This window comes from Acidaminococcus sp., from assembly GCA_022482815.1.
GTDB lineage: Bacteria > Bacillota > Negativicutes > Acidaminococcales > Acidaminococcaceae > Acidaminococcus.
On sequence record JAKVOM010000001.1, the window covers coordinates 573,349 to 599,153 of the forward strand.

At 49.4% G+C, this 25,805-nt stretch carries 19 protein-coding genes; 9 read left to right on the forward strand and 10 right to left on the reverse strand.

All coding sequences use genetic code 11. The annotated features are described in order from the left end of the window. Positions 1–78: 78 nt before the first annotated feature. From LKE33_02510 to LKE33_02525, 4 genes are all read right to left on the reverse strand, one after another. The gene (locus tag LKE33_02510; protein MCH3949799.1) at positions 79–519 is read right to left on the reverse strand and encodes an Hsp20/alpha crystallin family protein; all 441 of its coding nucleotides are present in this window, start codon (positions 517–519) and stop codon (positions 79–81) included. Between the two features lie 510 nt (positions 520–1,029). Beyond that, positions 1,030–2,442 (reverse strand): WG repeat-containing protein, encoded by a 1,413-nt coding sequence (locus tag LKE33_02515; protein ID MCH3949800.1) that lies wholly within the window; start codon positions 2,440–2,442, stop codon positions 1,030–1,032. Between the two features lie 163 nt (positions 2,443–2,605). Continuing rightward, the gene (locus LKE33_02520) at positions 2,606–3,481 is read right to left on the reverse strand and encodes a DMT family transporter (protein MCH3949801.1); all 876 of its coding nucleotides are present in this window, start codon (positions 3,479–3,481) and stop codon (positions 2,606–2,608) included. Positions 3,482–3,511: 30 nt separating this feature from the next. Then, complete coding sequence (locus LKE33_02525; GenBank protein ID MCH3949802.1) at positions 3,512–4,114, reverse strand: DNA-3-methyladenine glycosylase I; 603 nt, start codon at positions 4,112–4,114, stop codon at positions 3,512–3,514. A 253-nt stretch (positions 4,115–4,367) separates the two neighbouring features. On the opposite strand from LKE33_02525, the gene LKE33_02530 reads away from it, so the two are divergent. Continuing rightward, positions 4,368–5,192: a DMT family transporter gene (locus tag LKE33_02530; GenBank protein ID MCH3949803.1), complete on the forward strand. Its 825-nt coding sequence runs from the start codon at positions 4,368–4,370 to the stop codon at positions 5,190–5,192. A gap of 245 nt (positions 5,193–5,437) precedes the next feature. Here LKE33_02530 and LKE33_02535 read toward each other — a convergent pair whose 3' ends face one another. Then, the gene (locus tag LKE33_02535; GenBank protein MCH3949804.1) at positions 5,438–6,385 is read right to left on the reverse strand and encodes a LysR family transcriptional regulator; all 948 of its coding nucleotides are present in this window, start codon (positions 6,383–6,385) and stop codon (positions 5,438–5,440) included. 200 nt (positions 6,386–6,585) lie between these two features. Between LKE33_02535 and glsA the strand changes: the two genes are divergently transcribed. Further along, positions 6,586–7,518 carry a glutaminase A gene (glsA, locus tag LKE33_02540; protein ID MCH3949805.1) on the forward strand — a complete coding sequence of 311 codons (933 nt, stop codon included), beginning with the start codon at positions 6,586–6,588 and terminating at the stop codon, positions 7,516–7,518. A gap of 300 nt (positions 7,519–7,818) precedes the next feature. Here glsA and serA read toward each other — a convergent pair whose 3' ends face one another. Both serA and LKE33_02550 read right to left on the reverse strand, forming a co-directional pair. Then, the gene (serA, locus tag LKE33_02545) at positions 7,819–9,408 is read right to left on the reverse strand and encodes a phosphoglycerate dehydrogenase (protein ID MCH3949806.1); all 1,590 of its coding nucleotides are present in this window, start codon (positions 9,406–9,408) and stop codon (positions 7,819–7,821) included. 307 nt (positions 9,409–9,715) lie between these two features. Continuing rightward, entirely contained in the window at positions 9,716–10,699 is a 984-nt protein-coding gene (locus tag LKE33_02550; GenBank protein MCH3949807.1) for a DNA recombination protein RmuC, read from the reverse strand. 199 nt (positions 10,700–10,898) lie between these two features. Between LKE33_02550 and LKE33_02555 the strand changes: the two genes are divergently transcribed. From LKE33_02555 to LKE33_02580, 6 genes are all read left to right on the forward strand, one after another. Continuing rightward, positions 10,899–11,519 (forward strand): TetR/AcrR family transcriptional regulator, encoded by a 621-nt coding sequence (locus LKE33_02555; protein ID MCH3949808.1) that lies wholly within the window; start codon positions 10,899–10,901, stop codon positions 11,517–11,519. A gap of 5 nt (positions 11,520–11,524) precedes the next feature. Next, entirely contained in the window at positions 11,525–12,640 is a 1,116-nt protein-coding gene (locus LKE33_02560) for an efflux RND transporter periplasmic adaptor subunit (GenBank protein MCH3949809.1), read from the forward strand. Further along, positions 12,640–15,690, forward strand: coding sequence for an efflux RND transporter permease subunit (locus LKE33_02565; protein ID MCH3949810.1), 3,051 nt, complete (start codon positions 12,640–12,642; stop codon positions 15,688–15,690). The genes LKE33_02560 and LKE33_02565 overlap by 1 nt, the downstream gene beginning before the upstream one ends. Positions 15,691–16,014: 324 nt before the next feature. Continuing rightward, complete coding sequence (locus LKE33_02570) at positions 16,015–17,397, forward strand: MATE family efflux transporter (protein ID MCH3949811.1); 1,383 nt, start codon at positions 16,015–16,017, stop codon at positions 17,395–17,397. Positions 17,398–17,609: 212 nt separating this feature from the next. Next, the gene (gene fumC, locus LKE33_02575) at positions 17,610–19,004 is read left to right on the forward strand and encodes a class II fumarate hydratase (protein ID MCH3949812.1); all 1,395 of its coding nucleotides are present in this window, start codon (positions 17,610–17,612) and stop codon (positions 19,002–19,004) included. 5 nt (positions 19,005–19,009) lie between these two features. Then, positions 19,010–19,291, forward strand: a complete 282-nt coding sequence (locus LKE33_02580) for a TIGR04076 family protein (protein ID MCH3949813.1) — start codon at positions 19,010–19,012, stop codon at positions 19,289–19,291. Positions 19,292–19,801: 510 nt separating this feature from the next. Here the strand turns inward: LKE33_02580 and LKE33_02585 are convergent. Beyond that, positions 19,802–21,136, reverse strand: a complete 1,335-nt coding sequence (locus LKE33_02585) for an MATE family efflux transporter (protein ID MCH3949814.1) — start codon at positions 21,134–21,136, stop codon at positions 19,802–19,804. Between the two features lie 183 nt (positions 21,137–21,319). Further along, on the reverse strand, positions 21,320–22,477 hold the full coding sequence (locus tag LKE33_02590; GenBank protein ID MCH3949815.1) for an MBL fold metallo-hydrolase: 1,158 nt from the start codon (positions 22,475–22,477) through the stop codon (positions 21,320–21,322). A 298-nt stretch (positions 22,478–22,775) separates the two neighbouring features. On the opposite strand from LKE33_02590, the gene LKE33_02595 reads away from it, so the two are divergent. Next, the gene (locus tag LKE33_02595) at positions 22,776–23,528 is read left to right on the forward strand and encodes a hypothetical protein (protein MCH3949816.1); all 753 of its coding nucleotides are present in this window, start codon (positions 22,776–22,778) and stop codon (positions 23,526–23,528) included. Between the two features lie 164 nt (positions 23,529–23,692). Here LKE33_02595 and LKE33_02600 read toward each other — a convergent pair whose 3' ends face one another. Further along, positions 23,693–25,321, reverse strand: a complete 1,629-nt coding sequence (locus LKE33_02600; protein ID MCH3949817.1) for an IS1182 family transposase — start codon at positions 25,319–25,321, stop codon at positions 23,693–23,695. Positions 25,322–25,805 lie beyond the last annotated feature (484 nt).

Here is a 25,805-nt window from a genome sequence, read left to right on the forward strand (position 1 = left end):
GGCTGTGGAACAATGATCACTCATCGTTCCACAGCCCTTTTCTATATCCTGCCCCTCAGCGGAGGCAGGCCCTGATTCTCAGCCTTCGATGGCAATATACTTCTTGTCTTCTACCTGCGGAGCATCCTTCTTAGGAATGGACAGCTGCAGGATACCGTCAGCGTATTTAGCCTTGACGTCCTGTTCGGTGATATTCTCACCTACATAGAAGGCACGAGCGCACTGACCACTGCTGCGTTCACGGCGGATGTAATGGCCCTCCTTATCCTTCTCGTCCTTGCTCAGATTCTTCTGGGCGGAAATGGTCAGATAACCGTTCTGCAGTTCAGCATGGATATCTTCCTTCTTGAAGCCCGGCAGGTCAATATCAAGTTCATAATGGTCATTGCAGTCACGAACATCAGTCTTCATCATGTTTCTTGCATGTTTGCCATAAAGAGGAGAATGTTCAAACATGTCATCAAAATCATCCATAAAATCATCAAACAGAGAATCATGTAACACAGTAGGCAGTAACATAAGTCATTCCTCCAATTCATACATTACAGGCCTTTGCGGTCGATTACTTAATATTTGGAACCCCGGAGCATTCCCGGCGTCCCCTCCCGGGGGCTCCATCCTTCTCCTTCGTTCTGGTTATAATATAGCACTATTTATTAGCACTGTCAATAGTTGAGTGCTAATATTTTTAAACTTTTTGACTTTTTTTATTTAAACCCATTTTCACCGCTGAAAAAGTAAGCATTTATCAGTGATCTCCACAATATCATTGTTGGGCTGAAGCCCAGGATCAAGCAGAAAAATGCCCACCCTGATGGTTTGCTTACTAAAAAATCCCGGAGCGGCATCCGCCCCGGGATTAAGTTTTTATAGTAAGCAGAGGTGCAGGCGCGAATCGGAGGCTCATGAGGGTTCAAGTCAATAACCCCGTGATTCGCTCCCGGAACAACCTGAGCTTATTGAAATGGCTATTACAGTATGTCACTTTTTAGCCATCATGTCAATAGATTTTGTACATTTTTATAAACTTTAGTCAAAATTTCCAGCTTCATCGTATTGCGGTTTGATGACATTTTGACCATTTCCGTCTAAATATCCCCATTTTCCGCTCTTTTTATCCTTCACTGGTAGACGGTTTGCATGAAGAGAACCCATGTCGGTGTACTTTTCCGAAGGATTCATGACAAACTGGCCGTTTGCATCAATGATGCCCACCTTATCGCCGCTCTTTACGGCTGCGCGGCCGTCAGAGAACGCGGTAACGGCGCTGAAATGATTCGGGATCACAATCACATTGGACTCGTTGATAAAGCCCCAATGATCATCGAAGGAGAAAGCGGCCCGTCCTTCATTAAAAAAGCCTAATTTATCGTACATAGCCGGCACCACGGTCTGTCCTTTGGTGTCGATCATGCCCCAGCGGCCCTCGGCATCCACCATAAGCGCGCGGCCGTCATCAAATTCGGATAACGCCTGATAATCGGTTGGAATGACTTCCTGGCCCTGCTTATTAATGGCTCCCATAAAGAGGGAAGACGGCCGTACAGCTCCGCCCGGGTAGACGGTGATACCGCCGCCCCAGCCGTGGTGATGATGGTGGTGACCTCCGCCCCACCAGCCGATACCGATACCGCCCCATCCCCAGCCCCAGCCGGGATAGCCGATACCCCAATCGCCGCCCCATCCCCAGCCGATGGAGATGTAATCGAGGAATGTGCGGTGCGAGCGCCTCACACCGACCTGGGCCAGACCATTTTCATCGAAATTACCGACGTAGGCATATTTCTTCAGTTTTGCATAGCGCTGTCCCTGGGTATTAAACAGCCAGGAATTGTCGATAGTCGCTGTTCCCTGATGGAACTCGCCGACCTCATCGGCCTTGCCGACACTGAGTGCCGAGCCGTCTTTTCTAAGATAAACCCAGTTTTTATCCAGCTTGGCAGCGGCCAGGCCTTCACTGAAAGCATTTGCTTTCTTATAAAGTGCCGGGATCACGAGTTTTCCCGTAGTATCGATATAACCCCATTTTCCGTCTTTTTTGACAGCCGCCATACCCTCAGAAAAGTAACTTACTTCGTCATAGTCGCCGGGCAGCCGCCTGCCGCCGGCGTCATAAAACGACCAGCCCTGATCATCTTTGGCTCCCAGGAAACCTTCATTATAAGCCGTGACTTTTTTGAGTTTCGGTGCAATGATCTCCCGTCCGTCCCGGTCATACATACCGAACTTACCCTTTTTTTCGACAAGAATAACCGGATGGGATTCATCATTCTGGATTTCCACCTTGCTGAATTCAAGGGGCATAATTACCTTGCCGGAAGGATCAATGGTCCCCGCTTTATCATCTTTGCTTACGATGGCAAGATGCTCGGCCGCAAAAGCTGTCTGCCCGGCCAGAAGGCAGGTCAGCACCGCCAGAAGCAATGATTTACCTTTTTTCATGATTCCACCTCCGAATCAGGAGAAACACAATTTCTTTGAAAAGAAAATCACTTTCCATTTTGCGTCTATTATACAATATTTGAATGAAATCAGCACCGCCGGTAAAAATGGTAGTAATCAGCCGATAGCGGCTTCTATTTCTGCCTGTCACAAACCTGAAAAATCACTTTCTTGACAACATCCAGACCATGATCATGATACAGGCGGCACCTGCCATTTCAGCAGTACCTACATGATTGCCCATAAAAAGAATGGAAATTGCGTAGGCTGAAAGCGGCTCAAACGCGGCCAGTGCGCCTGTTTCAGACGCGGGTATGTACTTTGTACTTTCCAGGTAAACCGAATAAGCAATAAGAGTTCCGAAGACAATAACGACAGCAAAGGCAGCCAGTGTATGGATATCCCAGACCGCCCCCGCAAATGTCGGGGGATTCAGCAGCAAAAGAAGAATCGCATTGCCCAGGCTGCCCCAGCCGATTACGGCAAAACAGGAGTACGTTTTAAGCAGCGCAGCGGCAAATGCCGTATAAAAAGCCATCCCGAAAGCACTGACAATGCCCCAGAAAAGGGCTTCTTTGGAAACTGCCAGCACGGCTCCCCGGCCCTGGGTTGCAATCAGCGTCGTTCCAAGTACGGCCAGCACAGCTGCCAAAAGCTCTCTCCTGCGCGGTGCGCGGCGTTCCTTCCATAAATAATACCCCAGCAATATAGCCGGCATCAGATACTGCAGCACGGTACCCGTTGCCGCGTTGCTGTAATGGATGGCAAGCGTAAAGGGGACCTGCATGCAGTACATGCCCAGCACCGTAAACTTCAGCATCAGTTCAGGCTGCTCGCGAACAGGCGCCAGCAAGTTCTCCTTGCGGAACAATGTGATACCGAAAAAACAAATGGCCGTAATAATCATTCGGATAAGCAGCACGGTCTGCCAGGCCAGATGCTGCCGATTCATTAGATATTCAAGGCTGTTGCTGCTGCTTCCCCAGAGCGTTGCCCCGATAAGCACAAGCAGCACGCCGAACTGATGTCCCTTCTGCAAGATATCCGCTCCTTTGCTGTGAGTTCTTGATTACATTTCTTCATCCGGCGGTAATTTTCGTATCTTTCCCAAGCGGCAGAGCTCCGCAAACCGGGGACATGTCTTATCGTGGTCATTAATGATTCCGCAGGCCTGAAGGTGAGAATAGATTGTCACTGGCCCAAGGAAGGAAAAGCCGCGTTTTTTAAGATCCTTACTGATGCGGGCCGAAAGTCCGTTTGCCGCCGGAATCTGTCCTTCCGAGTGATGGTCATAAAGGTAAGTGAAGCCGTCAGTATAGTTCCATAAATACCGGCTGAAGCTGCCAAATTCCCTCTGAACAGCCAGAAAGGCACGGGCGTTCTTAACAACTGCATGCACTTTACGAGGAGAGCGAATCATGCCTTCCACCGCAAGAATCTTTTTTTCATCAGCTTCTGTAAAAGCAGCTACGGCTGCAGGGTCAAAATCGGCAAAGCAGCGGCGCAGAATTTCCCGCTTCTGCAGGATCAGATTCCAGCTCAGTCCGCACTGAAGGGCTTCCAGCATGAGAAACTCAAACTGTTTCCGGTCGTCATGCGTGGGAACACCCCACTCCGTATCGTGATACGCTTCCATTTTAGCGTTCATATGGCACCAATCGAGGCATCTCATGATATAAAAATTCCTTTCATTCTTAATTCTACGCCCATTTTATCATACTTTGACGAATGGTAAACCAGCCGCCGGAAGGCAGCCGCACGCAGCAAAAAAACATATCACGAAATCCCGCTGCCTGTGCCTTCCTTTCCGTTCCGATTTCTGCTACAATCGAACTGCTGAAACTTTTAGTAAGGAGAACATCATGAACCAGCTGCAGGGTACCTTGATTGTCATTTTGTCGACAGCCATGTAGGGCATTGCCGGCGTGTGCGGTCAATACCTTTTTGAACATACGCAAATTGATTCCACCTGGATGATTACCATCCGGCAGCTCATTGCCGGTGTCATCTATATGGGAATCACTGCCGCAAAAGGCAAGGAATCCCTGTGGGGAGTCTGGAAAAGCGGAGCCGTCAATCTTCGGGAAATGATCCTGTTTTCCCTGGGACTTTTGGGCGCACAGTACGGCTTCTACTCTGCTATCCGTCTTTCTAACGCGCCGACAGCAACGGTACTTATCTATACGGAACCGGTTTTTGTCGTCCTGTACCAGCTCATTGTCCACCACCGCCGGCCTGAAAGCAGGGAAATCTTTGGTATCTTTCTGGCACTAACAGGCGTTTTTCTCATCTGTACGCACGGCGATCCGCACAGCCTGATTATTTCGCCGTCCGCACTCTTCTGGGCCATCTTGTCGGCTCTTGCCATGACTGTCTATACGGTCTGCCCGGTTCACCTGCTGAAAGAATACACGAGCCCTTATATCATGGGATGGGGGCAGCTCATTGCCGGCGTCCTCCTTATTCCGTTCTGCCATCTGGGACATTCCGGAGTAGATGCCTGGACCTGGCAGACGGCCGGCGCCCTGGCATACATCATTGTACTCGGCACCGTCGTTCCCTTCCTGATGTATTTTGTCGGACTTAAAGTGATTGGTCCCGTCAAAGCAGCGCTCATCAGCTGCTGCGAACCTCTTTGCTCAATTCTTCTGTCTGTACTCCTTCTCGGGACTGTGCTCACACTTCCCGACTATACCGGTATGGCCTGCATTATCGTCACGATTCTGCTCATGTCGGTGGGCAAAAAGTAACACGATAGTCTATTCTATCGTGCAGGCATACTGTTGTGCCGGAGTCCAAAGCAGTCAGCCGCATGAAAAGGCGCTTTTAGCATGTGGCATTTAGCTTCGTCTCCGGCAGGAATGAAGCAGCAATATACAAAAACAGGAACTATGAAGAAGATTCTTGACTCATCTTCTCTATAGTTCCTGTTTTTTATTGATTCACTGCAAACCGCTCGCCGGTTTGCTTCCACGGGCGGACGGCCTTTTCTCAATCACGATGCGCTGTCGAGCTGCTGCATTTTCTTGTACCGTTTCTGCAGCTCCACGATAAAGTCCTGCTCCATCTGGGAAGGTTCCGTTCCCTTACGTTTGATGACGCCAAAGGCAAACCGCTCTTCACACCCCAGAAGCGGCACGGAAATCACTCCGTAGAGCGAATCCTGGTCCTTGAACTCCATAATTCCAATCGTAAAGAAATTTGTCCGCGAGAGCAGGCGCATCTGTTCCTGACGGTCATTCACACGAACGACCTTGCGGGCCATATTAAGATCGATGGACCCCGATTCTGTCGTCAGATGGTAAATGAAATCTTCATACTGTCCGATATACCGCACGAACCCATAATCCATCAGCTCCCTGATATCGATGCCCCGCCGGCCGATTGTTCTCACCAGTTCGTGTTCCGATGAAATGCAGACATACGGGCGGATCACTGCAAGAGGAATATATTCCAGCCCCTGCTCACTGAAATCCGGGACTGCGTCACCTTTTTTCACTGCCGTATGAATCACGCCGAGGTTGGACTTGCCTTCCTTCACGTCATTGATTACCTCAAGAGGCGAAGCCTCATGCAGACGCCCTGTGAAGCTGTCGATATCCTGATAACGGCGGCAAACCTCATTAAAACATTCCGCCGTATGGGAAAACCGTGTCATGCTGACGTTGAGGCAGCTGCGCTCGACCTTGCGGGCACTGACCATGAGCTGCAGCCGGTCCATTTCCTTCAAAATGACCTGACAATGCACGAGAATGCGCTGTCCATCCGCTGTCAGGCGGGTACCGTGACTGGTTCGCCGAAAGAGCGTGACACCCATTTCATTTTCTAATTTTCGGATGATATGGCTCAGTTGGGGCTGAGAAATAAAAATTGCTTTTGCGGCCTGGGAAATGGAACCGTACTTGGCAACAGCCGCAAAATAACGTAACTCATTTGTATCCATAAATAGCTCCTTGATCCGTAACACTGTACTTAGTTCTATCATTATAACATAATCAATGGGTTTATATTTATTTTGCCGATATCCCTTATGAAAAAGCCGTCTTTCAAGAAAAGCGAATAAAATTCTATAATGATATTAGGAAAATTGTCGCAAAATTCATATTTTATTTGGTAAACATGATGACAGAAAGGGTAATGAACATGGATCAAAAGGTACAAGATGTGTTGGAAATGGCATTGGAACAGGGCCGTGACGTGCTGTATGAAGGAAAAGTAGCAAGCTACATCCCGGAACTGGCCAAAGCCGATTCGTCCAATTTAGGGGTCTGCCTGATGAAAAAAGACGGCACTGTCTATAAAGCCGGTGACTACAATATTCCTTTCACTATTCAAAGTATTTCTAAAACGTTTTCTCTCATCCTGGCTCTGCAGACAGCCGGCTATGATAAAGTCTTCAGTAAAATCGGCATGGAGCCCACGGGCGACCGTTTTGACAGTATTCTTCAGCTCGAACTTAAGGACTGGCGCCCCTTCAACCCCATGATCAACGCCGGTGCCATTGTGACAGCCAGCTGCATCGAAGCCGATGATCCCTTCCAGAGTTTTCTGGATCTCGTCCGCAAAGTATGCAAAAATCCGCGCATTAAGTTAAATGAAGCTGTGTACAAGTCTGAAAAACGGACGGGTACAAGAAACCGCTCCATCGCCTATCTGTTAAAGAGTGACCACGTCCTGGACGGCGAACCGGAAGATATTCTGGATATTTATTTCCGCATGTGCTCCGTCATGGTCACGGCAAAGGATCTGGCCCGGTACGGCATGATTCTGTCCAACCATGGTGTTGATCCGGAAACGGGAGAACAACTCATCGACGTATCCATCGTCCGCATCGTCACTACGCTGATGATGCTCTGCGGAATGTATGACGAATCCGGAGAATACGCCGTAAAGGTCGGTCTGCCGAGCAAGAGCGGCGTCGGCGGCGGTATTGTTGCCATTTCCCGCAAAGGCGTCGGCATCGGTACCTTCGGACCTATGCTGAACAAAAAAGGAAACTCCGTCGGCGGCGAAAAGATTCTGCAGGTATTGTCCCGTGAACTGCATCTGCATGTATTTGACGTTGCTACTTTCTAAATCAAAAATAATTTTCCTCACTTCTTTCACCCCTGGCCCGCTGCTTCAGCAAATGAAGCAGCGGGCCGCTTCGCTGATGACCTTATTTTGCCTTCACCCTATACTCAGACAAAACAAACAGGAGCCATGAAAAATTCTACTCCGAATTTCTTCACAGCTCCTGTTTGTTATTTCATTTTGGTTAAAAACCGTATTACCCTGCTAAATCCTTGGATTTTATTCCTTAAAGCAAAATTGCTTCAGCGATTTTGCTTCCACGGGCGACCTGCGGCCTGCGGCCGGCGACCAGCGTATTTTTATTTACAGCAGCACCATCTTCGCACCGACAATGCCGTCGAGGTTACGGACAATATCCATTGTATTCTTATCTACCGCACTGTCGACGGTAAGTACCATCATAGCCGCGCCTTCTTCTTTCTTGCGGGCTACCTGCATGGTTGCAATATTGACGTGACCGGCGCCGAGAAGCGTACCAATCTGACCGATCATGCCGGGTTTATCATCGTTGCGTGCGACAATCATATACGGAGCCGGCACCACGTCGAAGCGATATCCCTGGATTTCCGTAATATGCGGCTGATTGTCCGGTGTCACGACACCAGCTGCCATAAAGACCTTTTTACCGGCAGTAAAGGTGACCTGAATTTTATTCATGCGGCCTACGCCCCTGACTTTACCTTCTGTCACAGTAATGCCGCGCGTTTCAGCAGCCAGTTCCGCGTTGACCATATTGACACGCTCGCGGAGGACAGGTTTCAAAAGGCCCTGCAGCACGGCACGGGTAATCAGGTTTGTTTCCTGCTGAGCCGCTTCCCCTTCATAGGTCACTTCCACTTTTTCGACCGGTTCCTTACGCAGCTGGTAATAAAGCTTGCCCAGCGTCACACCCAGTCTTAAATAACCGCGCAGGTCTTCCAGCTCGGTAGCGGCAATGGCCGGCAGGTTCACGGCATTCGGCACCATCTTGCCGTCGAGGACGTTAATCACTTCTTCGGCGATGGCCAGACCAACCTTATCCTGGGCTTCAAAAGTGCTGGCGCCAAGGTGCGGCGTAACCACGCACTGAGGCATACCAATAAGCGGGGAAATCGGTTTCGGTTCATCCACGACGACATCGAGGCCGACGCTTGCGACGATACCCGCCTTCACGGCTTCTGCCAGATCCTTTTCATTGTACAGACCGCCGCGGGCGCAGTTGACGACGCGGACACCGCGTTTGCACTTCGCCCATTCCTTGGCCGTCAGCATATCAATCGTTTCTTCTGTTTTTGGCGTATGAATGGTAATGACGTCGGACTGCTTGAGCAAATCATCCAGCGTTTCGCACTTTTCAACGCCCAGACGCTGGAAACGGCTGTCCGGAATGTACGGATCATAGGCTATGACGCGCATATCAAACGCATGCATACGTTTTGCAACGAGGGCACCGATACGGCCGAGTCCGATGATTCCCAGCGTCTTATGATACAATTCGATACCCTTCAGATTCTTGCGGTCCCAGATACCCTTTTCCAGCATTTCGTTGGCCCGGACCGTATTGCGGCAGGAAGCCAGCATCAGACCGATGGTATGTTCCGCCGCGGAGATTACATTGGCTTCCGGCGTATTGACGACGATAATGCCGCGTTTAGTTGCTCCGTCAATATCGATGTTATCGACACCGTTGCCGGCGCGGCCGACAACTTTTAATTTTTTAGCCGCGTTGTAAAGTTCCTCATTGACTTTCGTCACACTGCGGACAATCAGGGCATCGTAGTCCCCGATGATTTTCAAAAGTTCCTCACGGGGGATTTCAAAGTTGACGGTTACTTCCAGATTCGGATTTGCCTTCAGCTTTTCCACACCTTTATCGGAAATACGTTCTGCCACAATGACTTTTTTCTTGTCCATTTCTAATAAACTCCCTTCATTTGCCCGTTAAAAAAATCCCATCCCTGATAACCCGCATCGGGTTCGTCAAGGACGGGAGATTTCTCACGTGGTGCCACCTTGTTTCGCTTATTCAGCCTCATATTCAGGATAACGGCTTCGCCGGATGGGTTGCGGCCCCCATCGTCTCGGGAATGGATTCCAAAAGAATTCCGCACTGCCTCGCACCGCCCGGCAGCTCTCTGAATCGGATATTCTATCGTACTTGGTTCCGTCATTAATTTTATTAATAATATGGATGAATATTTTTTAACGATTGATTGCTATTTTACTCATTGTTTTCCGATTTGTCAAGCCTGCTGGTAAATTTTTCTGCTCTTTCCAGATGCTGATTCAAAATCTTGGAGCGCTGAGACACAATTTCCAGTGCTTTCTGGGCTTCGTCAAGCTTCTTCCGTGCCTTGTCGACGGCCGCGTCAAAGGTTTCCATATCATTGCGAATGCGCGTCACAAACTGCCAGACCTGGCTTGTCGCGCGCTGAATAGTCAGCGTCCTGAACCCCATCTGCAGACTATTCAAAAGCGCCGCAAGCGTAGATGGTCCGGCAACAGTCACTCTATATTTACGCTGGAGCTCCGAGATAAGACCCGGAATGGAAACCACTTCCGCAAAAAGACCTTCCAGCGGCAGATACATGACTCCGAAATCCGTCGAATACGGCGGGGCAATATACTTATCCCGGATATCCCTGGCTTCAGCCGTAACGCGAGTGGTCAGTTTCTTGACCGCATCCGTTTCCCCGTCGGCATCTCCCTTTTCCCGAGCTTCCAGGAGCCGGGCATAATCTTCCTGCGGCAATTTGGAATCAATGGGGAGCCAGATAGGATGAGCCGCGTCCTGCCCGGGAAGGCGAATCGCAAACTCCACCCGTTCCTGACTGCGGGGACGAATCGCTACGTTCGTACCGTACTGATCCGGAGCCAGCATGTCGGAGAGCAGCTGTCCAAGCTGCATTTCACCCCAGATACCGCGATTTTTTACATTGCTCATAACTTTCTTCAGGTCTCCCACATTCTGAGAGAGACTCTGCAGTGTCCCCAGACTGCGGCTTACCTGCTGCAGCCGGTCACTCACGACGCTCATGGACAGCGTCACTTTCTGGTCCAGGCTTGTCCGCAGTTTTTCGGCCTCCTCGCGGGAAGCCTGCTGCTGCCAGTTTTCTCGTTCCCTCAGCGTGCGCTGGAACTGCCAGAGAAAAATGATAGTAATGATAAGGGCCCCCAGCAGGGCGGCCAGTAACAATGTCTGCATAACTGCTGCCTCCTTATATGCAATAACTATTTTCGATACATTATAAAAGAATTCTCTCAATTTTCGCTTTACTGAATCATTATAGCAAAATTTTTTTCAAAAACAGTAGGCAAAATGGGACAAAAATGCTATTATAATAAATAGAGTCTAATTGATTGCTCAATCAATTAATTATTTTACAAAAAGGAAGCGATGAAACATGCAGCAAAGAGACGCAGCACTGACAACCAAAAAATTGCTTTCCGCCGCGGAAGCACTTTTTGACGAAAAGGGGTACTACCCGGTCACACTGAAAGAAATCGGGAAGAAAACGGGATGCAGCAGCGCGCTCGTTGCCTACTATTTCGGAGGAAAGCAGGGGCTTTATCAAGCCGTTATCAACCAGCAGCTCGGGAGAATCCACTTTTTGCAGAATGAAACGGAAACGACTGAGCTTTCCCCGCTGAAACGGCTGACCTTTTTCCTGACCCATTTATTAAGACTCCAGCTGACTCCCCCGGGCCATCTGAATCTTGTCTACAAAGAGGTGCTGTCTCCCTCGGGGCTGCTCGATGACAGTGCCTGGCAGCAGATTCTGGCTATGGAAAAATATATGGATCAGCTTCTGCGTGACGCAGCCAAAGAAGGCGAAATTCGCCCCTTCAAGAGCGAGAAGGAATTATCCTATTTTTCTTTTACCCTGACTTCCATTACAGAAACACTGTTCCTCGTCAAAGGCTGGCAAATGCCATTAAATCCAGAGGGCAAGCCGCTGGATGAAGTGTTGGATGACTTGGTTCAATTTACTTTAGCCCCAATCAAACTTGAGAAGGGAGCCTGAATCTTATGAGAGAAAAAATCACAGGCTTTCTGCAGAGCCACAAAAAGCCGATTGCTATTTTCTTTGCAGTCGTGTTTGCCGCGCTCATCGGACGTGCGCTCTATAAAGCCCTGTATAAGCCCAAGGTCGAAAAGACGGCGCCTTATGTCCGCACTGTTACCGTCGGCAAAGGAGATTACACGACAGATTATACCTATCCGGGTACAATCCGCGGCAAATACGAATCGACCCTGGCTTTCCAGGTCAGCGGGCGCATCACGCAGCGTAATGTCAATCTGGGCGATCAGGTCCGGGCAGGAGACATCCTGATGGTCATCGACCCGAAAGACGTCCAGCAGGCAGTGGACAACGCGCAGGCAGCCGTCAATTCCGCAGCAAGCAACGCCAAGCTTGCCCGCGATAACGCCCGCCGTTACCATGCTCTGTATAACCAAGGCGCGGTCAGTGAATCCGTCTGGGATACGTACCGCACGCAGCACGAAGCGGCTGAGGCAGCACTGGCACAGGCCCAGGCACAGCTTGCCACAGCGATGAACCAGCTCGGATACACACAGCTTACGGCAGATCATGACGGTGTCGTTTCTTCCGTCACCGGTGAAGTCGGTCAGGTAGCTGCCGCAGGATCTCCTATGGTCACGGTTGTGCAGGACGGCAATCGGGAAATTGAAATCTATGTACCGGAAGGCCGTCTGGGTACCATTGCTCCGAATATGCCCTGCACCGTCACCTTCTGGGCACTGAACGACGTAACGGCGGAAGGAACCATCCGCTACATCTCCCCGATGGCCGACGCTGCCACCAAGACATATAAAGTACGGATTGCCCTTCCGGCAATGCCCGAAGGCGCTAAATTGGGAATGACGGCCAAAGTGTCGCTGGGAACCGGCAGTCATACGGCCGTTGTGATTCCTCGTTCCGCCCTCTACGAAACAAGCGGCACGACCGAAGTCTGGGTGGTGAAAGACGGCAAAGTATCCCTCGTTCCCGTAGTATTGGGACCTTATCAGGACGACAACGTCATCATTAAGAGCGGTCTTTCTGACGGCGATGTCGTGGTTACGGCCGGTATCAGCAAGCTGCGGGAAGGAATGGAGGTTAAACTGGAAGGAAGTGCGTCCTGATGAACTTTAACTTAGCCAGATGGTGCGTCAAGCATCGGCAGGTTGTCTACTTCTTCACGGCACTGATTTTCATAGCCGGTATTTACTGTTTTAACGCCATGGGCCGCAGCGAAGACCCTTCCTACGTCGTACGCCAGATGGTCATTTCCGCAGCCTGGCCCGGTGCCACGGCAGACCAGATGCAGGACCTTGTTACGAGTAAAATCGACAAAATGGTCCAGGCCACGCCTGACATCGACTACATCACTTCTTACTCCCGTCCCGGAGTCACCGTGGTCAACGTTATCCTGAAAGAACAGGTGCCGAACACGGAAGTCCGCAAGCACTGGCTGGAAGTCCGCAACTACGTCAATGACCATGCATCGGAACTGCCGAGCGGTGTCTACGGACCCTACTTTGATGACCGTTTCGACGACGTCTACGGCAACATCTACGCACTGACGTCGGATGATTTCTCTATGGAAGAACTCCGTGTCGAAGCAGAAGAACTGAAACGCCAGTTCTTTACGGTTCCGGACGTCAAGAAAGTCGAACTGGTCGGCGAACAGCCCATGAATATTTATATTCGTATGTCCAATACCAAATTGGCAGAACTGGGGCTCACGCTGAGTCAGGTGACCACGGCCATCAACGGTGAAACCTCTGTCGCACCGACCGGACGTCTGGACAATAACGGCGATGATGTCTATATGCGGGTAACAGGCATCACCAAAAAATTAGATGACATCCGTGCCATTTTGATCAACGCCAACGGAAAGACATTTCGTCTCGGTGATATTGCGACCGTGACGCAGGATTATCCGGACCCGCCCGAGCCCAAGATGTTCGTCAATGGAAAGCAGGCCATCGGTATCGCCATTTCCATGGAAGACGGCGGCAACAACATCACGCTGGGTCACAACCTGGATAAGCTGACGGCGCAGATGGAAAAGCAGCTGCCGCTCGGTATGGAACTGCATCAGGTAGCTAACCAGCCGAAAGTCGTCGAAGAATCCATCAGTGAATTTACGGAAGGGCTGTATGAAGCCATCATCATCGTTCTTGTCGTCAGCCTCCTTTCCATGGGCCGGCAGTGCGGATACGTCATTTCCGTCTGCATCCCGCTCATGCTGATGGGTGCTATCGTCGGTATGTATCTTTTGGGAATCGACCTGCACAAGATTTCCCTCGGTTCCCTGATTATTTCTTTAGGGATGCTCGTCGATGACGCCATCGTTGTTGTAGAACTCATGGAAGTCAAGATGAGCGAGGGCATGGACCGGCTGGAAGCTGCCTCTTATGCCTACGCAACCAACGGCCGGACGCTGTGCATCGGTACCATGATTACCTGCGTCAGCTTCCTGCCGATTGCCTTCTCTAACTGCAACGTTTCGGAATATGCCGGCTCTCTGTTCCCGGTTATTACTATCACGCTGATGTTCTCCTGGCTCGTTTCACAAACCCTAGCCCCCACACTGGGCTACGAATGGATCCATCCAAAAGTCATCCAGGCCGAAAGCTATGATACGCCTTTCTATAACCGTTTCCGCAAATTACTGGACTGGTGCATGCACCACGGCAAGACGGTCTGCGCGGCAGCCGTTGCCTGCCTTATCGGATCGCTCGGCCTGATGAGCCTGGTAAAACAGGAATTCTTCCCGGAATCCGTGCGGCCTGAAGTTATTACGGAACTGAACTTACCGGAAGGCTCCGGTATCAAGCAAAGTGAAAAAGCCATGAAAACGCTCATGGAAGCCATTGACGGCGATCCGGATATCGACCATTATTCTGCTTACATCGGTAAGAGTGCCCCGCGTTTTATCCTCGTACTGAACCCGGTACAGCCGCGCAATAACTATGCACAGCTTGTCACCGTTGCAAAAGACGTCAATGCCCGCAAAAGAGTAGCGAAGAAGATTGACGCCATTGTCAGGGAAAAACTGCCGGAAGTCGTGACTTATTCCAAGTCAGTCCCGCTCGGACCTCCTAAGGATTATCCGGTGATGTTCCGTGTATCCGCTCCTACGACGGAGTATGCACGCGAGTATGCGAACAAAGTACGTGCCATCATGGCCGCCAACCCGGATGTCACGATGACAATCTGCGACTGGATGGAGAAAGCTCCGGCCGTCAAGATTGAAATCGACAATGACCGGCTGAAGCAAATCGGTCTGACGCGAAGCGAAGTATCCCAAGTGCTCTATGCCAATGTGTCCGGATATACCTTCTCCCATTACTATGACGGAGACCAGAACCGGTCTATGATTTTCCAGCTTGATAAGAAGGATCGGAATTCCCTGGACGATGTCCAGTCTATGACCATCCCCACATCCTCAGGTTCTATTCCCCTTTCACAGGTCGCCCGCATTACGCCCATCATGGAAAACAATATGATCTGGCGCCGCAACCTGCAGCCGACTATCACAGTCAGTGCCAACGTCGGAGAAGGCGTGACGGGAAACGACGTAGCTGCCCAGCTCTGGAAGGATATGAAGGATCTGCGTAACAGCCTCCCACCGGGAGTCTCCATCGAAATCGACGGTCCTCTCGAAAGCAGCCAGAAGGCAACCCGCTATCTGATGGGGCCTGTTCCCGGCATGCTCATTGCCATGCTGGTCCTCCTGATGCTCGAAATGAAAGACGTCCGCAAATTGTTCGTCATTCTCTGCACGGCTCCGCTGTGCATCACGGGTATTGCCATCGGCCTCCTGCTCTTTGATGCTCCTATGGGCGTCATGGCGGAAGTAGGGTCACTTGCCCTCATTGGTACGGTCATCCGCAACTCCATGGTTATCATTCAGCAGATTGACCTGCACCGGGAGCAGGGCATGGACGATTATACAGCCGTCGTAGAAGCCTCTATCGTGCGTTTCCGCCCGATTATGCTGGCTGCACTCACGACCATTTTCGGGCTTGTGCCAATGTTCACGAATCCATTCTGGAACGCTATGGCCATTGCGATGGCCTGCGGCCTGACCGGTGCCACGGCTTTGACGCTGGTATTTTTGCCGACTCTGTACTGCATGGTTTTCCATGTAAATAAAGAAAAAATCGCTAAAAAAACTATCTAACTAATTCCTCTATAAAGGGGCTGTGAAATATGCGTGTGCATTATTTCACAGCCCCTTTTACGCTGGTCGCAGGTCGCTGGCCGCGGGTCGCCCATGGAAGAAAAATGACTTTTCATTAAACCAAACCGTCAGGTTGGGTATTCCTTTGGGACCTCCTTCCACGCATTCGTAAGGAGGGCCACCAAGTGGCGGAAGATAGTACCAATCCATTGCTAAATGTCATAGTTCAAAAGCCAAAAGCGCTTTTTTATTTTTTCAACGGCCGCGAAAATGCCCCCCTGTGGTATAATTGAGCCATCTCAAACGAGGGAGGGTGCTTTATTTATGGATGCTTCAGAAAAAACGAACCGGCAGCTTTTTGAAGACATGCCAGTTCCTAAAGCGCTCGCCACGATGGCCATTCCGACCATCATCAGCCAGCTTATTACGCTTGCCTACAACCTTGCCGATGCATTTTTTGTAGGCCGGACGGGCAATCCATTCATGATTGCCGCAGTTTCCCTTATTTTTCCTGTCTTTTCCATTACCATCGCCCTGTCAAATCTTTACGGTATAGGCGGCGGAAGTCTTATAGCAAGACTCCTTGGCAAAGGAGAAGAAGAAAATGCCCGGAAAATCAGTGCTTTTTCCATTTGTGCCTCTTTGGTCACGTCTCTGCTGTTTTCCCTGTGTCTCTATGCATGGCGGGATCCTGTTCTGCGTCTTTTAGGGACTTCTCCGGACACGTATGCCTACACAGAGAACTATCTTTTCTGGGTCGTCATCGTCGGGGCGATTCCCGCGGTTTTTTCAGGAACCCTGGCTCACCTGCTGCGGAGCGTCGGCTTTGCCAAAAAGGCTAGTCTGGGACTCAGTCTCGGCGCTATTCTCAATATTCTTCTCGACCCCTTGTTCATGTTTGTTCTCCTGCCGCCCGGTATGGAAGTCACCGGAGCAGCCCTTGCAACGCTCCTATCCAACTGTATTTCCATGCTTTATTTTGTGGAAGCGCTTTACCGGCTCGCTTCGAAAAGTGTGCTATCCTACAATCTCTCTCAAGGACTTCCCAGCCGTGAAGACATCGTTTCCGTTTTTTACGTCGGGCTGCCGTCAGCCATGTCAAACTTCCTGGTGGATGCAGCAAACCTCTCTTTGAATCACCTCATGGCGGGATTCGGTGACACGCAACTCGCCGCCCTGGGCATCGTTTTGAAAGCCGAACGGATTCCTATCAACACAGGACTTGGCATTTGTCAGGGCATGCTTCCTCTGGTGGCGTACCAATACGGTTCTCAAAAATGGGCCCGCATGCATTCTTTCATCCGGACCGCACGCCGCGTCGGCCTGCTTTTTGCAATTTGCTGCGTTATCCTCTATGAACTGGCAGCACCTTTCATCATCCGGTTCTTCATCGCCGCGCGCCCGGACGATACCCTGGCCATGGCGACACTTGCCACGGGGATATTCTTTCTCCGCTTTCGCTGTCTCGCTTCTCCCTTCGCCATTCTTAACATGCACATCACCTTTTCCCTCCAGGCATTGGGAGACGGCAAGGCCACTTTTCTGGTTGCATCCCTGCGCCAAGCCATTATCTATATCCCCCTTATGCATCTCCTGGCCTCTTACTTTGGCTCGCAGGGGCTGATTGTAAGCCAGACCGTAGCCGAAATCATCACCTTTATTCTTGCTTTCCCGCTCTTCCGGAAACGCCTCGCTCCCCTTAAATAGTTAAAAATTAAAAAATCAGCCTCAATAAAAGAGTCGTTTTCCATTCTCTTTCACTGAGGCTGTTCTTTATTTACATAAACGTGAAATTTTGTTACTTTCGGTAAAAAAATGCTCTTTTCTCATCGGAAAGGCTCCTCTTCAGTCAAAAAATTCCAGCATAATGTGCAGATATGGTACAATGACTAAGATAAAGTATAAGGAGGCTGATAACCATGAGCCAAAATAAAAAGGTGACTCCGAAACAAGCCCTGCGGAAAGAACATGATTCCATGGGCGAAGTCATGGTTCCCGCCGATCGGTACTGGGGAGCCCAGACACAGCGCAGCTATCAGAATTTCCGTATCGGGACGGAAAAAATGCCTCATGAAATCATTGAAGCATTTGCTTATTTAAAAAAATCGGCCGCACAAGCAAATAATAAGTTAAAGAAACTAGATGCAGACCGCTGTAAGATCATCTGCAAAGTCTGTGACGAGATTCTTGCCGGTAAATTAGACGGCAATTTCCCACTTGCCGTCTGGCAGACAGGGAGCGGCACACAGAGCAACATGAACGTCAATGAAGTCATTGCCCATCGGGGCAACGAGATTGCCGGCAAAGCGCTGCTGCACCCGAACGACCACGTCAATATGTCCCAAAGTTCCAATGATACGTTCCCGACGGCCATGCACATTGCAGGCATCCGCGCCCTGGAAGAGCATCTGATGCCATCTTTAAAAGAGCTGATTGATGCCTTCCATAAACTGGAAAAAGCCAACAAGGGCATCGTCACGACCGGCCGCACACACCTGCAGGACGCCGTTCCTATCGCTTTCTCCCAGGAAATTTCCGGCTGGCGCACGATGTTGGAACGCAGCCGTGAAGAAATCCGGGCTGCCGAAAAAGGCCTTCTGGAACTGGCACTCGGCGGCACTGCTGTCGGCACCGGCCTCAACGCGCCGAAAGGATTCGACAAACTTGTCGCTTCCTATGTGGCAAAGAATACAGGGTATAAATTTAAAACAGCGTCCAACAAATTCCATGCGCTGACCAGTCTGGATGACATCGTCTTTGCCCACGGGGCTCTCAAGGCGCTCGCCGCCAATTTAATGAAAATTGCCAATGATGTGCGCTGGCTGGCCAGCGGTCCCCGCGACGGTCTCGGTGAAATCACAATTCCCGCCAATGAACCGGGATCTTCCATCATGCCGGGCAAAGTGAACCCCACCCAATGTGAGGCCGTCACCATGGTTGCCGTACAGGTCATGGGGAACGATGCAGCGATAGGCTTTGCCGGTTCCCAGGGCAATTTCCAGCTGAACGTATTCCTGCCCGTCACGATTTATAACTTCCTGCAGTCCGTCCGCCTGCTGGGCGATGTCATGCATTCCTTCACGATTCACTGCGTTGTCGGCATCAAGGCGAACAAGGAAAAAATGAGCAGCAATCTCCACCGCTCCCTGATGCTCGTGACAGCACTCAGCCCTTCTATCGGATATGAAAACGCAGCCAAAGTTGCAAAACTGGCTTTCGATGAAAATATCTCCCTGAAGGAAGCTACGTTAAAGCTGAAATTCATGACGGAAGAAGAATTTGATAAAGTCTTTCATCCTGAAGAAATGGTGTGACGCCTATGAAAAGACCAAGAATCCTGATTCGCGTCGTCGATAAAAAAGGCGAGATGCCCTGCCATCACGGCCATGTTATCGGCACGGAATTCGATTTTGACCATGACCGCGGCAGACTCTGCCCCATGGCACAGCACGTTCTGTTTCCCTACATCGACATTCTCCGCTATGGCGGGACGCTCCCCGGCATGAAAAATAACCGCGTCCGGGTCGCCTGCCCTGATGCGGATGTCATCAACATTTTTGAAATTGAAGTCGTACCGGAAGAAGAAATAAAGACGCATTGATAAAAAAGGGACTGTGAAATAGTACGCAAGCATTATTTCACAGCCCCTTTTTCACGCTTTCTACAGCCCGCCCGTGGAAGGAAATGACCAAGGAGACCCTCTTCGACGCCGCCCAAGTTAAGCCAAACCGTAAGGTTTGGAATTCCTCTAGGGCCTCCTTTCAAGCCGCTTTACGGCTTCGAAAGGAGGGGGGACCGCAATCAGCGCTGACAGCAGGAAGCGCTGACAATAGCGGTGGAGGATAGCTTCTTTTTCGTCCGTTCGGAAGGAGGGGCCCGCTTTGCGGGGGAGGAAAGCAGGATAAGAGGGGCCCCGCTTGTGGTGGGTGATGGACCACTCGCCGAAGACTCCTTTGCTTAGTGCCATCTCTATTCTTCTTTAAGAATCCGCCAAGGTAGCTGCCCGCACCGCAGTACTAGCCACTACTCACTATCCACTTTACTAGGCTAAATGCCATACGCTAAATGCCAAATGCGCCTTCTTATTTTTCACTGCCTGTCTTATAGTCTTCTAAAATGCGACACGTTTCATGAACCAATGATAGTACAGCCCCAGAATCACGGCACAAACAACCCAGCTGATAGGATATGCCAGAAGGACGATATGGAAATACGGCATGGCGACAAAAGCAGTCTTACACCACAGGACGCGCACACCACAGATAGCGAACACAGAAATAAGTGCCGGCGGCAGAGAGTTGCCGTATCCTCTCAAGGCTCCGCAGATGACCTCGATAATGGCATCGATCACTTCTACGGAAATGACGTAATAGTAACGCTGCACACCGTAATGGATAACCTCAGCATCTGACGTAAAGAAAGTCATCAGCCAGGGTGCCTGCCAACAGAGCAAAGCAGATACGGAAATGGGGAAAACGCAGTCCAGCAGCATGCACCAGCGAAAAACGTCACGACAGCGCTGCAGGTTGCCGGCACCGCGATTCTGCCCGATAAAGGTCGTAGCCGCTTGTCCGAAAGCGTTCATGATGGTATAGAGCAGGATTTCCGGAATAAAGGCGGCCGACGACGCGGCCATTACGGCCGGTCCCAGGCTGTTGATTCCGGACTGGATGACGACGTTGGCCAGGCAGAAAACCGATCCCTGCAGGCCCGCAGGCGCACCGATACGCAGGATTTCCGCCAGTTCCTTCTTGTCAAAGCGCAGCCGGCGGAATCGAAGTGCCATTTCATCCGAGCCCTTCATCATGGCACACAGGAGCAAAACCGCATTCAGGAAATAAGCAAAAACAGTAGCTGCCGCAACAGCGGAAATACCGAGATGAAACAGATTGACTGCCAGTAAATCGAGCAGAATATTCAGGACGCTGCAAATAGCAAGGCTCACAAAAGGTGTCCTGGTATCCCCGCGGCTGCGGAAAATAGCTGCTTCAAAGTTGTACAAACTGATAAAGGGTAAAGACAGCAGATAAATGCCAAAATAATCCCCTGCTTCCGCCATGACAGCTTCCGGCACAGACAGCATATTCAGCAGCGGCACAATGGTAAGGCGGGCAGCGACAGTCATAAAAAGGCCGAAAAGCAGCGAAAAAAGAATACCTGTATGGGCAGCACGGGAGGCTGCCTCTTTATCTCCGGCCCCCAGGTGGTTGGCAACGGTTACATTGACACCGATGGACAAGTTAATGAACCACGTAACCAAAAGACTGATGCCGGATACCGTGCTGCCGGCAGCCGCCATAGCCGTATCATTCACGTAGTGCCCTAAGATAGCAACATCAGCGGAATTAAACAGGTTTTCACACATACTGGTTAGTCCCAGCGGGATGGCAAACAAAATGATTTTATCCCACAGGGAGCCATGGAGCATATCTGTATACCGTGCCATGCCTTCACCCGATTTCTTGCATTCTCTATACAGAACGAGCCGAAAAAACAATTTTTGTCTTTTCGGCTTTGTTTTTATCATTTTACCATAGTCCCGCCGGGATAAAAAGCGCTTTAGATTACGGCTGAGACTTATAAGTTTTCAATTATACATGCAAAGTCCTGCACTTCAGGACCGTCCTTTTTATACTTTTTCCCACCAATGGGAAAATACCTGCGTCGTATCATCGAGATTAAGGACTTCCCCGATTTCAGGTGTCAGGAAGCGGTAAGGTTTACCCACGACTGCCTTTGAGAGTTCCTTTAGCGGCGTATCCCAGGCATGGCGTGAGAGCGTAAATTTGCTGTTATGAACGGGCATAATAGCCTTTGCTTTTACATCCACGCCGGCCTGTGCTGTTTCTTTCGGCATCATGTGAATTTTTGCCCAGCGCTCGTTGAATTGTCCATTTTCCAAAATGGCGAGGTCAAAACCTCCAAAACGGCGTCCGATTTCCTTAAAATGCTTTCCGTAGCCGCCATCTCCGCTGTAATAGACCTTATGCTTGTCCGTTACAAAAGCAAAACCGCCCCACTCCGTCTGGTTGCGGTCCATAAAACGCCCGGAAAAATGCTGGCTCGGCAGTACATGGACAGTAAGATTCGGTGCAATCGCTACAGATTCGTACCAATCGGCTTCATGAATCCGCTGAGGATCAAATCCCCACCGTTCGAAATCTTCGCCGATTCCCAACGGTGTTACCACATGCCGTACCCTTTTCCTGAGTGCCATTTGGGTATCATAGTCCAGGTGGTCCCAGTGATTATGGGAAATGACCATGACATCGATACGATCCGGCATATCCTCTGCGTGGTAGATATCGGTTCCCGGATAGGCCCTGAAGTTTCTCAGTGGCAGCGGGGAACAGTATCCGCTGAAGACAGGGTCTACAAGGATATGCTGCCCGTCAAGCTGCAAATAGAAAGAGGAGTGCCCCATCCAAACCACGACATTGGCCTCCGGGTCAAGGTGCTTCAGGTCAGTTTTAACGGACGGCAGCGGCCGGTCCGGAAAAAGAGCTCTGTTATCTCCCAGGATAAACTGATACATTGAAGAAAGCGTTGCCAACAAAAATCCCTGCTTCGGCTTATCCTTATCCTTCTCCTCCACCATCACTGTGACAGGTTCAAGATCGACAAAAGCTCCATCCTGATAATGGGGTGAAGCTTTAATCCGCTCCAGTCGTTTTCCCGACGGTGCATATCCAAACCGGGGTGTATGCACGAACCAATAAGAAAAAGCTGCCGCAGCAGCCAGCAAAATCATTACCAGAAGTAAAATTTTAATCAAAATATGTTTCATATTCTCTCGCTCTCACTACTATTTAGAAATGTAAAGCATAGCATACCTCTATTATAATAGTTTTTCCCTTATTTTTTTCATTCTTATGAAGCATAATTATGATATTTTCTGATGCTAAAAGCTTCCTTTTGACATCACCAGGCAGATGAATGCAATATGATATTCCTGTTTTCAAAATGCCTTTTAAGCATTATAAATCAGAATCATAAAGTATTTCATATTTTCCCTCTGATTTCTTATAATGGATTCAGCAAGAGAAAAATAACTGAAGTATCCTGTCAAGAAAGAAGGTTATCTTATGAAACATATCGGATTTAAAGCTGCGTCCCTCTTAGTTTCTCTCCTTATCGGAAGTATGCTGTTTGCCGGCTGCACCAGCAAACAAGCATCATCCGGAAGTGCAGCAGCTGAAGAAAAGACAGCTTCGGCTGCCAAAATCCGCACGACGAGTACGAACATCGTCAAAAGCAAAGACGGCAATCCCAAAAAGATTCTGGTCGCCTATTTTTCCTACGCTGATAATACGGATGCCGCACATGTAACTTCTACGCGCTATGATGCGGTCACAAGTGCCAGCCTTACCAAAACGGGTGACACTCTCGTCGGCAACAATGCCCTGATTGCTGACGCCATCGTCAAAAAGACGGGTGCTGACCTGCTTGCACTCAAGACAAAAACGGCCTATTCCCCCGATTATGACAAAGTCGTCGAAGAAGCCCGGGACGATATTCCAAAAGGCGTGGTGCCGGAGCTTCAAAACGGAAAAGTAGCTGCCGGTGACTATGATACCATTATCATCGTCTACCCCATCTGGTGGTATAAGATGGCACCTGCCGTCACCGCTTTCCTCAAGGAAAATAATTTTTCCGGCAAAGATATCTACGCCTTTGCTTCCTCCGGCGGCAGCGGTTTTGGTGATACGATCAGTGACATCAAAGCCCTGCAGCCTGACGCACGCATCCATCAGGGAGTCGTCATCCATCAAGAAGATGCAGCCAAAGCAGAAGGCCCGGTAGAAGAGGTTCTCTCCAAAGCACAGCTGACGAAATAATGAGAAGGGGCTGTCGCAAGTGACCGATTTTTAATCCCTGAAATAACTTGCTAAAGACCCCAAATTGCCTTACTTTTTAGTTGAATATGTTTTGAGATGAAAAAAGGGCGCACGAAATTAAGCAACTCTAAGTTGCTTTTTTTCGTGCGCTCTTTTTGTATCTTTTAGGCCTCTTTTTTCAGCGGATATAAGTGCAAATCCTCTTTGCCGTCTTGAACTTTGTGATGGACCTTCAGGACATTCCGTGCCATGGCACATATTCCCACTGTTACCAGGGCATTTCCTTTGCCTCGGGTTTCTAGTCTTCTGACGTTTAATGAATCCTTGAGATCCGCAAAGGCTCCTTCTGCCTGTATACTGCGGTTCATCCTCAGTTCCTTACCATATTCGGAAGTAATGTTCTTCAGGGATTCTGCCCTCAATGCAGCAAAATTCTTCGAGACCACTAATTTCTTGTTTCTTTTCTCCATGGGTGTCCTGCAATTGTTCCCATGGATGCACTGTTCCTTGTAGGGACAACCGCTGCAGTCCTTACATTCGTAATATGTTTTCTCTGACACATATCCTGACCGGTTCTTTACCTGGGTTACTTTACTGACTTTCAGCAGTCTCCTACCTTTACAGATATACATGTCTTGATCAGGCAAATATGTCATGTTTTCTGCTTTGCCGATGTCGTTCTTATACTTTTTCCTCTTGCTTCTTTCATAATTGTTAGGCTTGATATATGAAGTATACTGATTCTTCTTCAGCCAGACCAAGTTCTCTTCGCTTTCATAGCCTGCATCGGCTACAATGTTTGCAAATTTCTGACCGAAGTGGGCTTCAAATCCTTCAAGAAAAGGAATGAGTGTCCGCATATCTGTTGGATGTGCACTCACATCTGCAAACAAGGTAAAACCGGAATTGTTGGCATATTGGACATTGTATCCCGGCTTTAAGGCGCCATTAAGCATGGCGTCTTCTTTCATCCTCATAAAGGTAGCATCCGGGTCTGTTTTGGCAAAGCTGTTCCGTTCCCCACAGATGTGAAGCTGCTTCGTATACACCTTAAGCCGTTTGAGATAGTTAGCTAAAATCTCATAGTACTTCTGTAGAATGGTCTTTCTTTTCCCACATCCGTGAACAAACTCGATCCCTTCAGCCCGCTTTATGACAAGCAGTTTTTTTAGGAGCTTCTTTAAATGACGGATGTGGAAAGTGTTTCCGTAACAGACCTTGATTCCGAAACGTTCCTCGATTTCGGGAACCAGTTGCTCCAGTTTCTCTATGAGTTTGTTCTGGCTGCCTAAGACTCTGTTTTTCCAAACAAATTTGTATTTGTTTGCCACAGATTCAATTTTTGTCCCATCGATGAACAGGCTATCCAGCGTGATGAAACCGCGAGCCAGCAGCCATTTATCCATCTGAATCATGAGCTCCTTGATACATGGTTTTAGATGGAGGGAACAAAATCTTGCAATGGTTGCATTATCCGGAGCTTTTTTCCCATCTAAGAGGAACATGAAATGAGTGTCTCTTTTACAGGATTGCTCTATCTTACGCGAACCACGAATTCCTTCCATACATGCATAAATGACGATCTCCAGCAGCTGAATTGGTGACGTTAATTTATTCTCGACATGAGAATACGTGTCATACAATGCCTTTACATCCATCCCTTCTACCATGGCACGCACCAAGCGAACAGGATCGTCATTAGGGATTTGTACTTCAAAATTTAGAGGAAGAAAAAGTTGATAAGAACTGCCAATTTTTGTATAATCCTTTTGTGTAGGTTTGTTTTTTGGCATATTTAAATTCTACACCAAGGCGCGGTCTCATTCAATGAGGCCGCGCCTTGCTTTTACCTTGTTTTTGATACAAAAGGGGCCGTCGCAAAATGCGACAGCCCCTTTTTCACGCTTCCCGCAGCCCGCCGTCCGCATCCCGCCCGTGGAAGAAAAATGACCTTTCATTAAACCAAACCGTCAGGTTGGATATTCCTTTGGGACCTCCTTCCACGCAGTCGGAAGGAGGAGGCCACAAAGTGGCGGAAGATAATACCAATCAATGCTAAATGCCATAAGTAAAAGGCTAAAAGCGCCTTTTAAAAATAAAACCTGAAATTTAGATTAACTGCTAAATTTCAGGTTTTATATCATATTTCACTTGAATCAAAAGCTTTAACACGCTGTCGCAGACGAGACTATATGCCATAGGCCAAAAGCTAAAAGCGCCTTTTTATTTTTTTCACAGCCTCCTCTTTTCAACTCAGCAGTACTGCCTCCTCGCGCT

Excerpts from the sequence above, each read along its gene's own strand:
- LKE33_02525 (MCH3949802.1), bottom strand. The coding sequence starts at position 4,114 with ATGAGATGCCTCGATTGGTGCCATATGAACGCTAAAATGGAAGCGTAT.
- LKE33_02515 (MCH3949800.1), bottom strand. The coding sequence starts at position 2,442 with ATGAAAAAAGGTAAATCATTGCTTCTGGCGGTGCTGACCTGCCTTCTG.
- LKE33_02565 (MCH3949810.1), top strand. The coding sequence starts at position 12,640 with ATGAACTTTAACTTAGCCAGATGGTGCGTCAAGCATCGGCAGGTTGTC.
- serA (MCH3949806.1), bottom strand. The coding sequence starts at position 9,408 with ATGGACAAGAAAAAAGTCATTGTGGCAGAACGTATTTCCGATAAAGGT.
- glsA (MCH3949805.1), top strand. The coding sequence starts at position 6,586 with ATGGATCAAAAGGTACAAGATGTGTTGGAAATGGCATTGGAACAGGGC.
- LKE33_02555 (MCH3949808.1), top strand. The coding sequence starts at position 10,899 with ATGCAGCAAAGAGACGCAGCACTGACAACCAAAAAATTGCTTTCCGCC.
- LKE33_02570 (MCH3949811.1), top strand. The coding sequence starts at position 16,015 with ATGGATGCTTCAGAAAAAACGAACCGGCAGCTTTTTGAAGACATGCCA.
- LKE33_02535 (MCH3949804.1), bottom strand. The coding sequence starts at position 6,385 with ATGGATACAAATGAGTTACGTTATTTTGCGGCTGTTGCCAAGTACGGT.
- LKE33_02550 (MCH3949807.1), bottom strand. The coding sequence starts at position 10,699 with ATGCAGACATTGTTACTGGCCGCCCTGCTGGGGGCCCTTATCATTACT.
- LKE33_02580 (MCH3949813.1), top strand. The coding sequence starts at position 19,010 with ATGAAAAGACCAAGAATCCTGATTCGCGTCGTCGATAAAAAAGGCGAG.
- LKE33_02600 (MCH3949817.1), bottom strand. The coding sequence starts at position 25,321 with ATGCCAAAAAACAAACCTACACAAAAGGATTATACAAAAATTGGCAGT.
- LKE33_02560 (MCH3949809.1), top strand. The coding sequence starts at position 11,525 with ATGAGAGAAAAAATCACAGGCTTTCTGCAGAGCCACAAAAAGCCGATT.
- LKE33_02595 (MCH3949816.1), top strand. The coding sequence starts at position 22,776 with ATGAAACATATCGGATTTAAAGCTGCGTCCCTCTTAGTTTCTCTCCTT.
- LKE33_02585 (MCH3949814.1), bottom strand. The coding sequence starts at position 21,136 with ATGGCACGGTATACAGATATGCTCCATGGCTCCCTGTGGGATAAAATC.
- LKE33_02510 (MCH3949799.1), bottom strand. The coding sequence starts at position 519 with ATGTTACTGCCTACTGTGTTACATGATTCTCTGTTTGATGATTTTATG.
- LKE33_02590 (MCH3949815.1), bottom strand. The coding sequence starts at position 22,477 with ATGAAACATATTTTGATTAAAATTTTACTTCTGGTAATGATTTTGCTG.
- fumC (MCH3949812.1), top strand. The coding sequence starts at position 17,610 with ATGAGCCAAAATAAAAAGGTGACTCCGAAACAAGCCCTGCGGAAAGAA.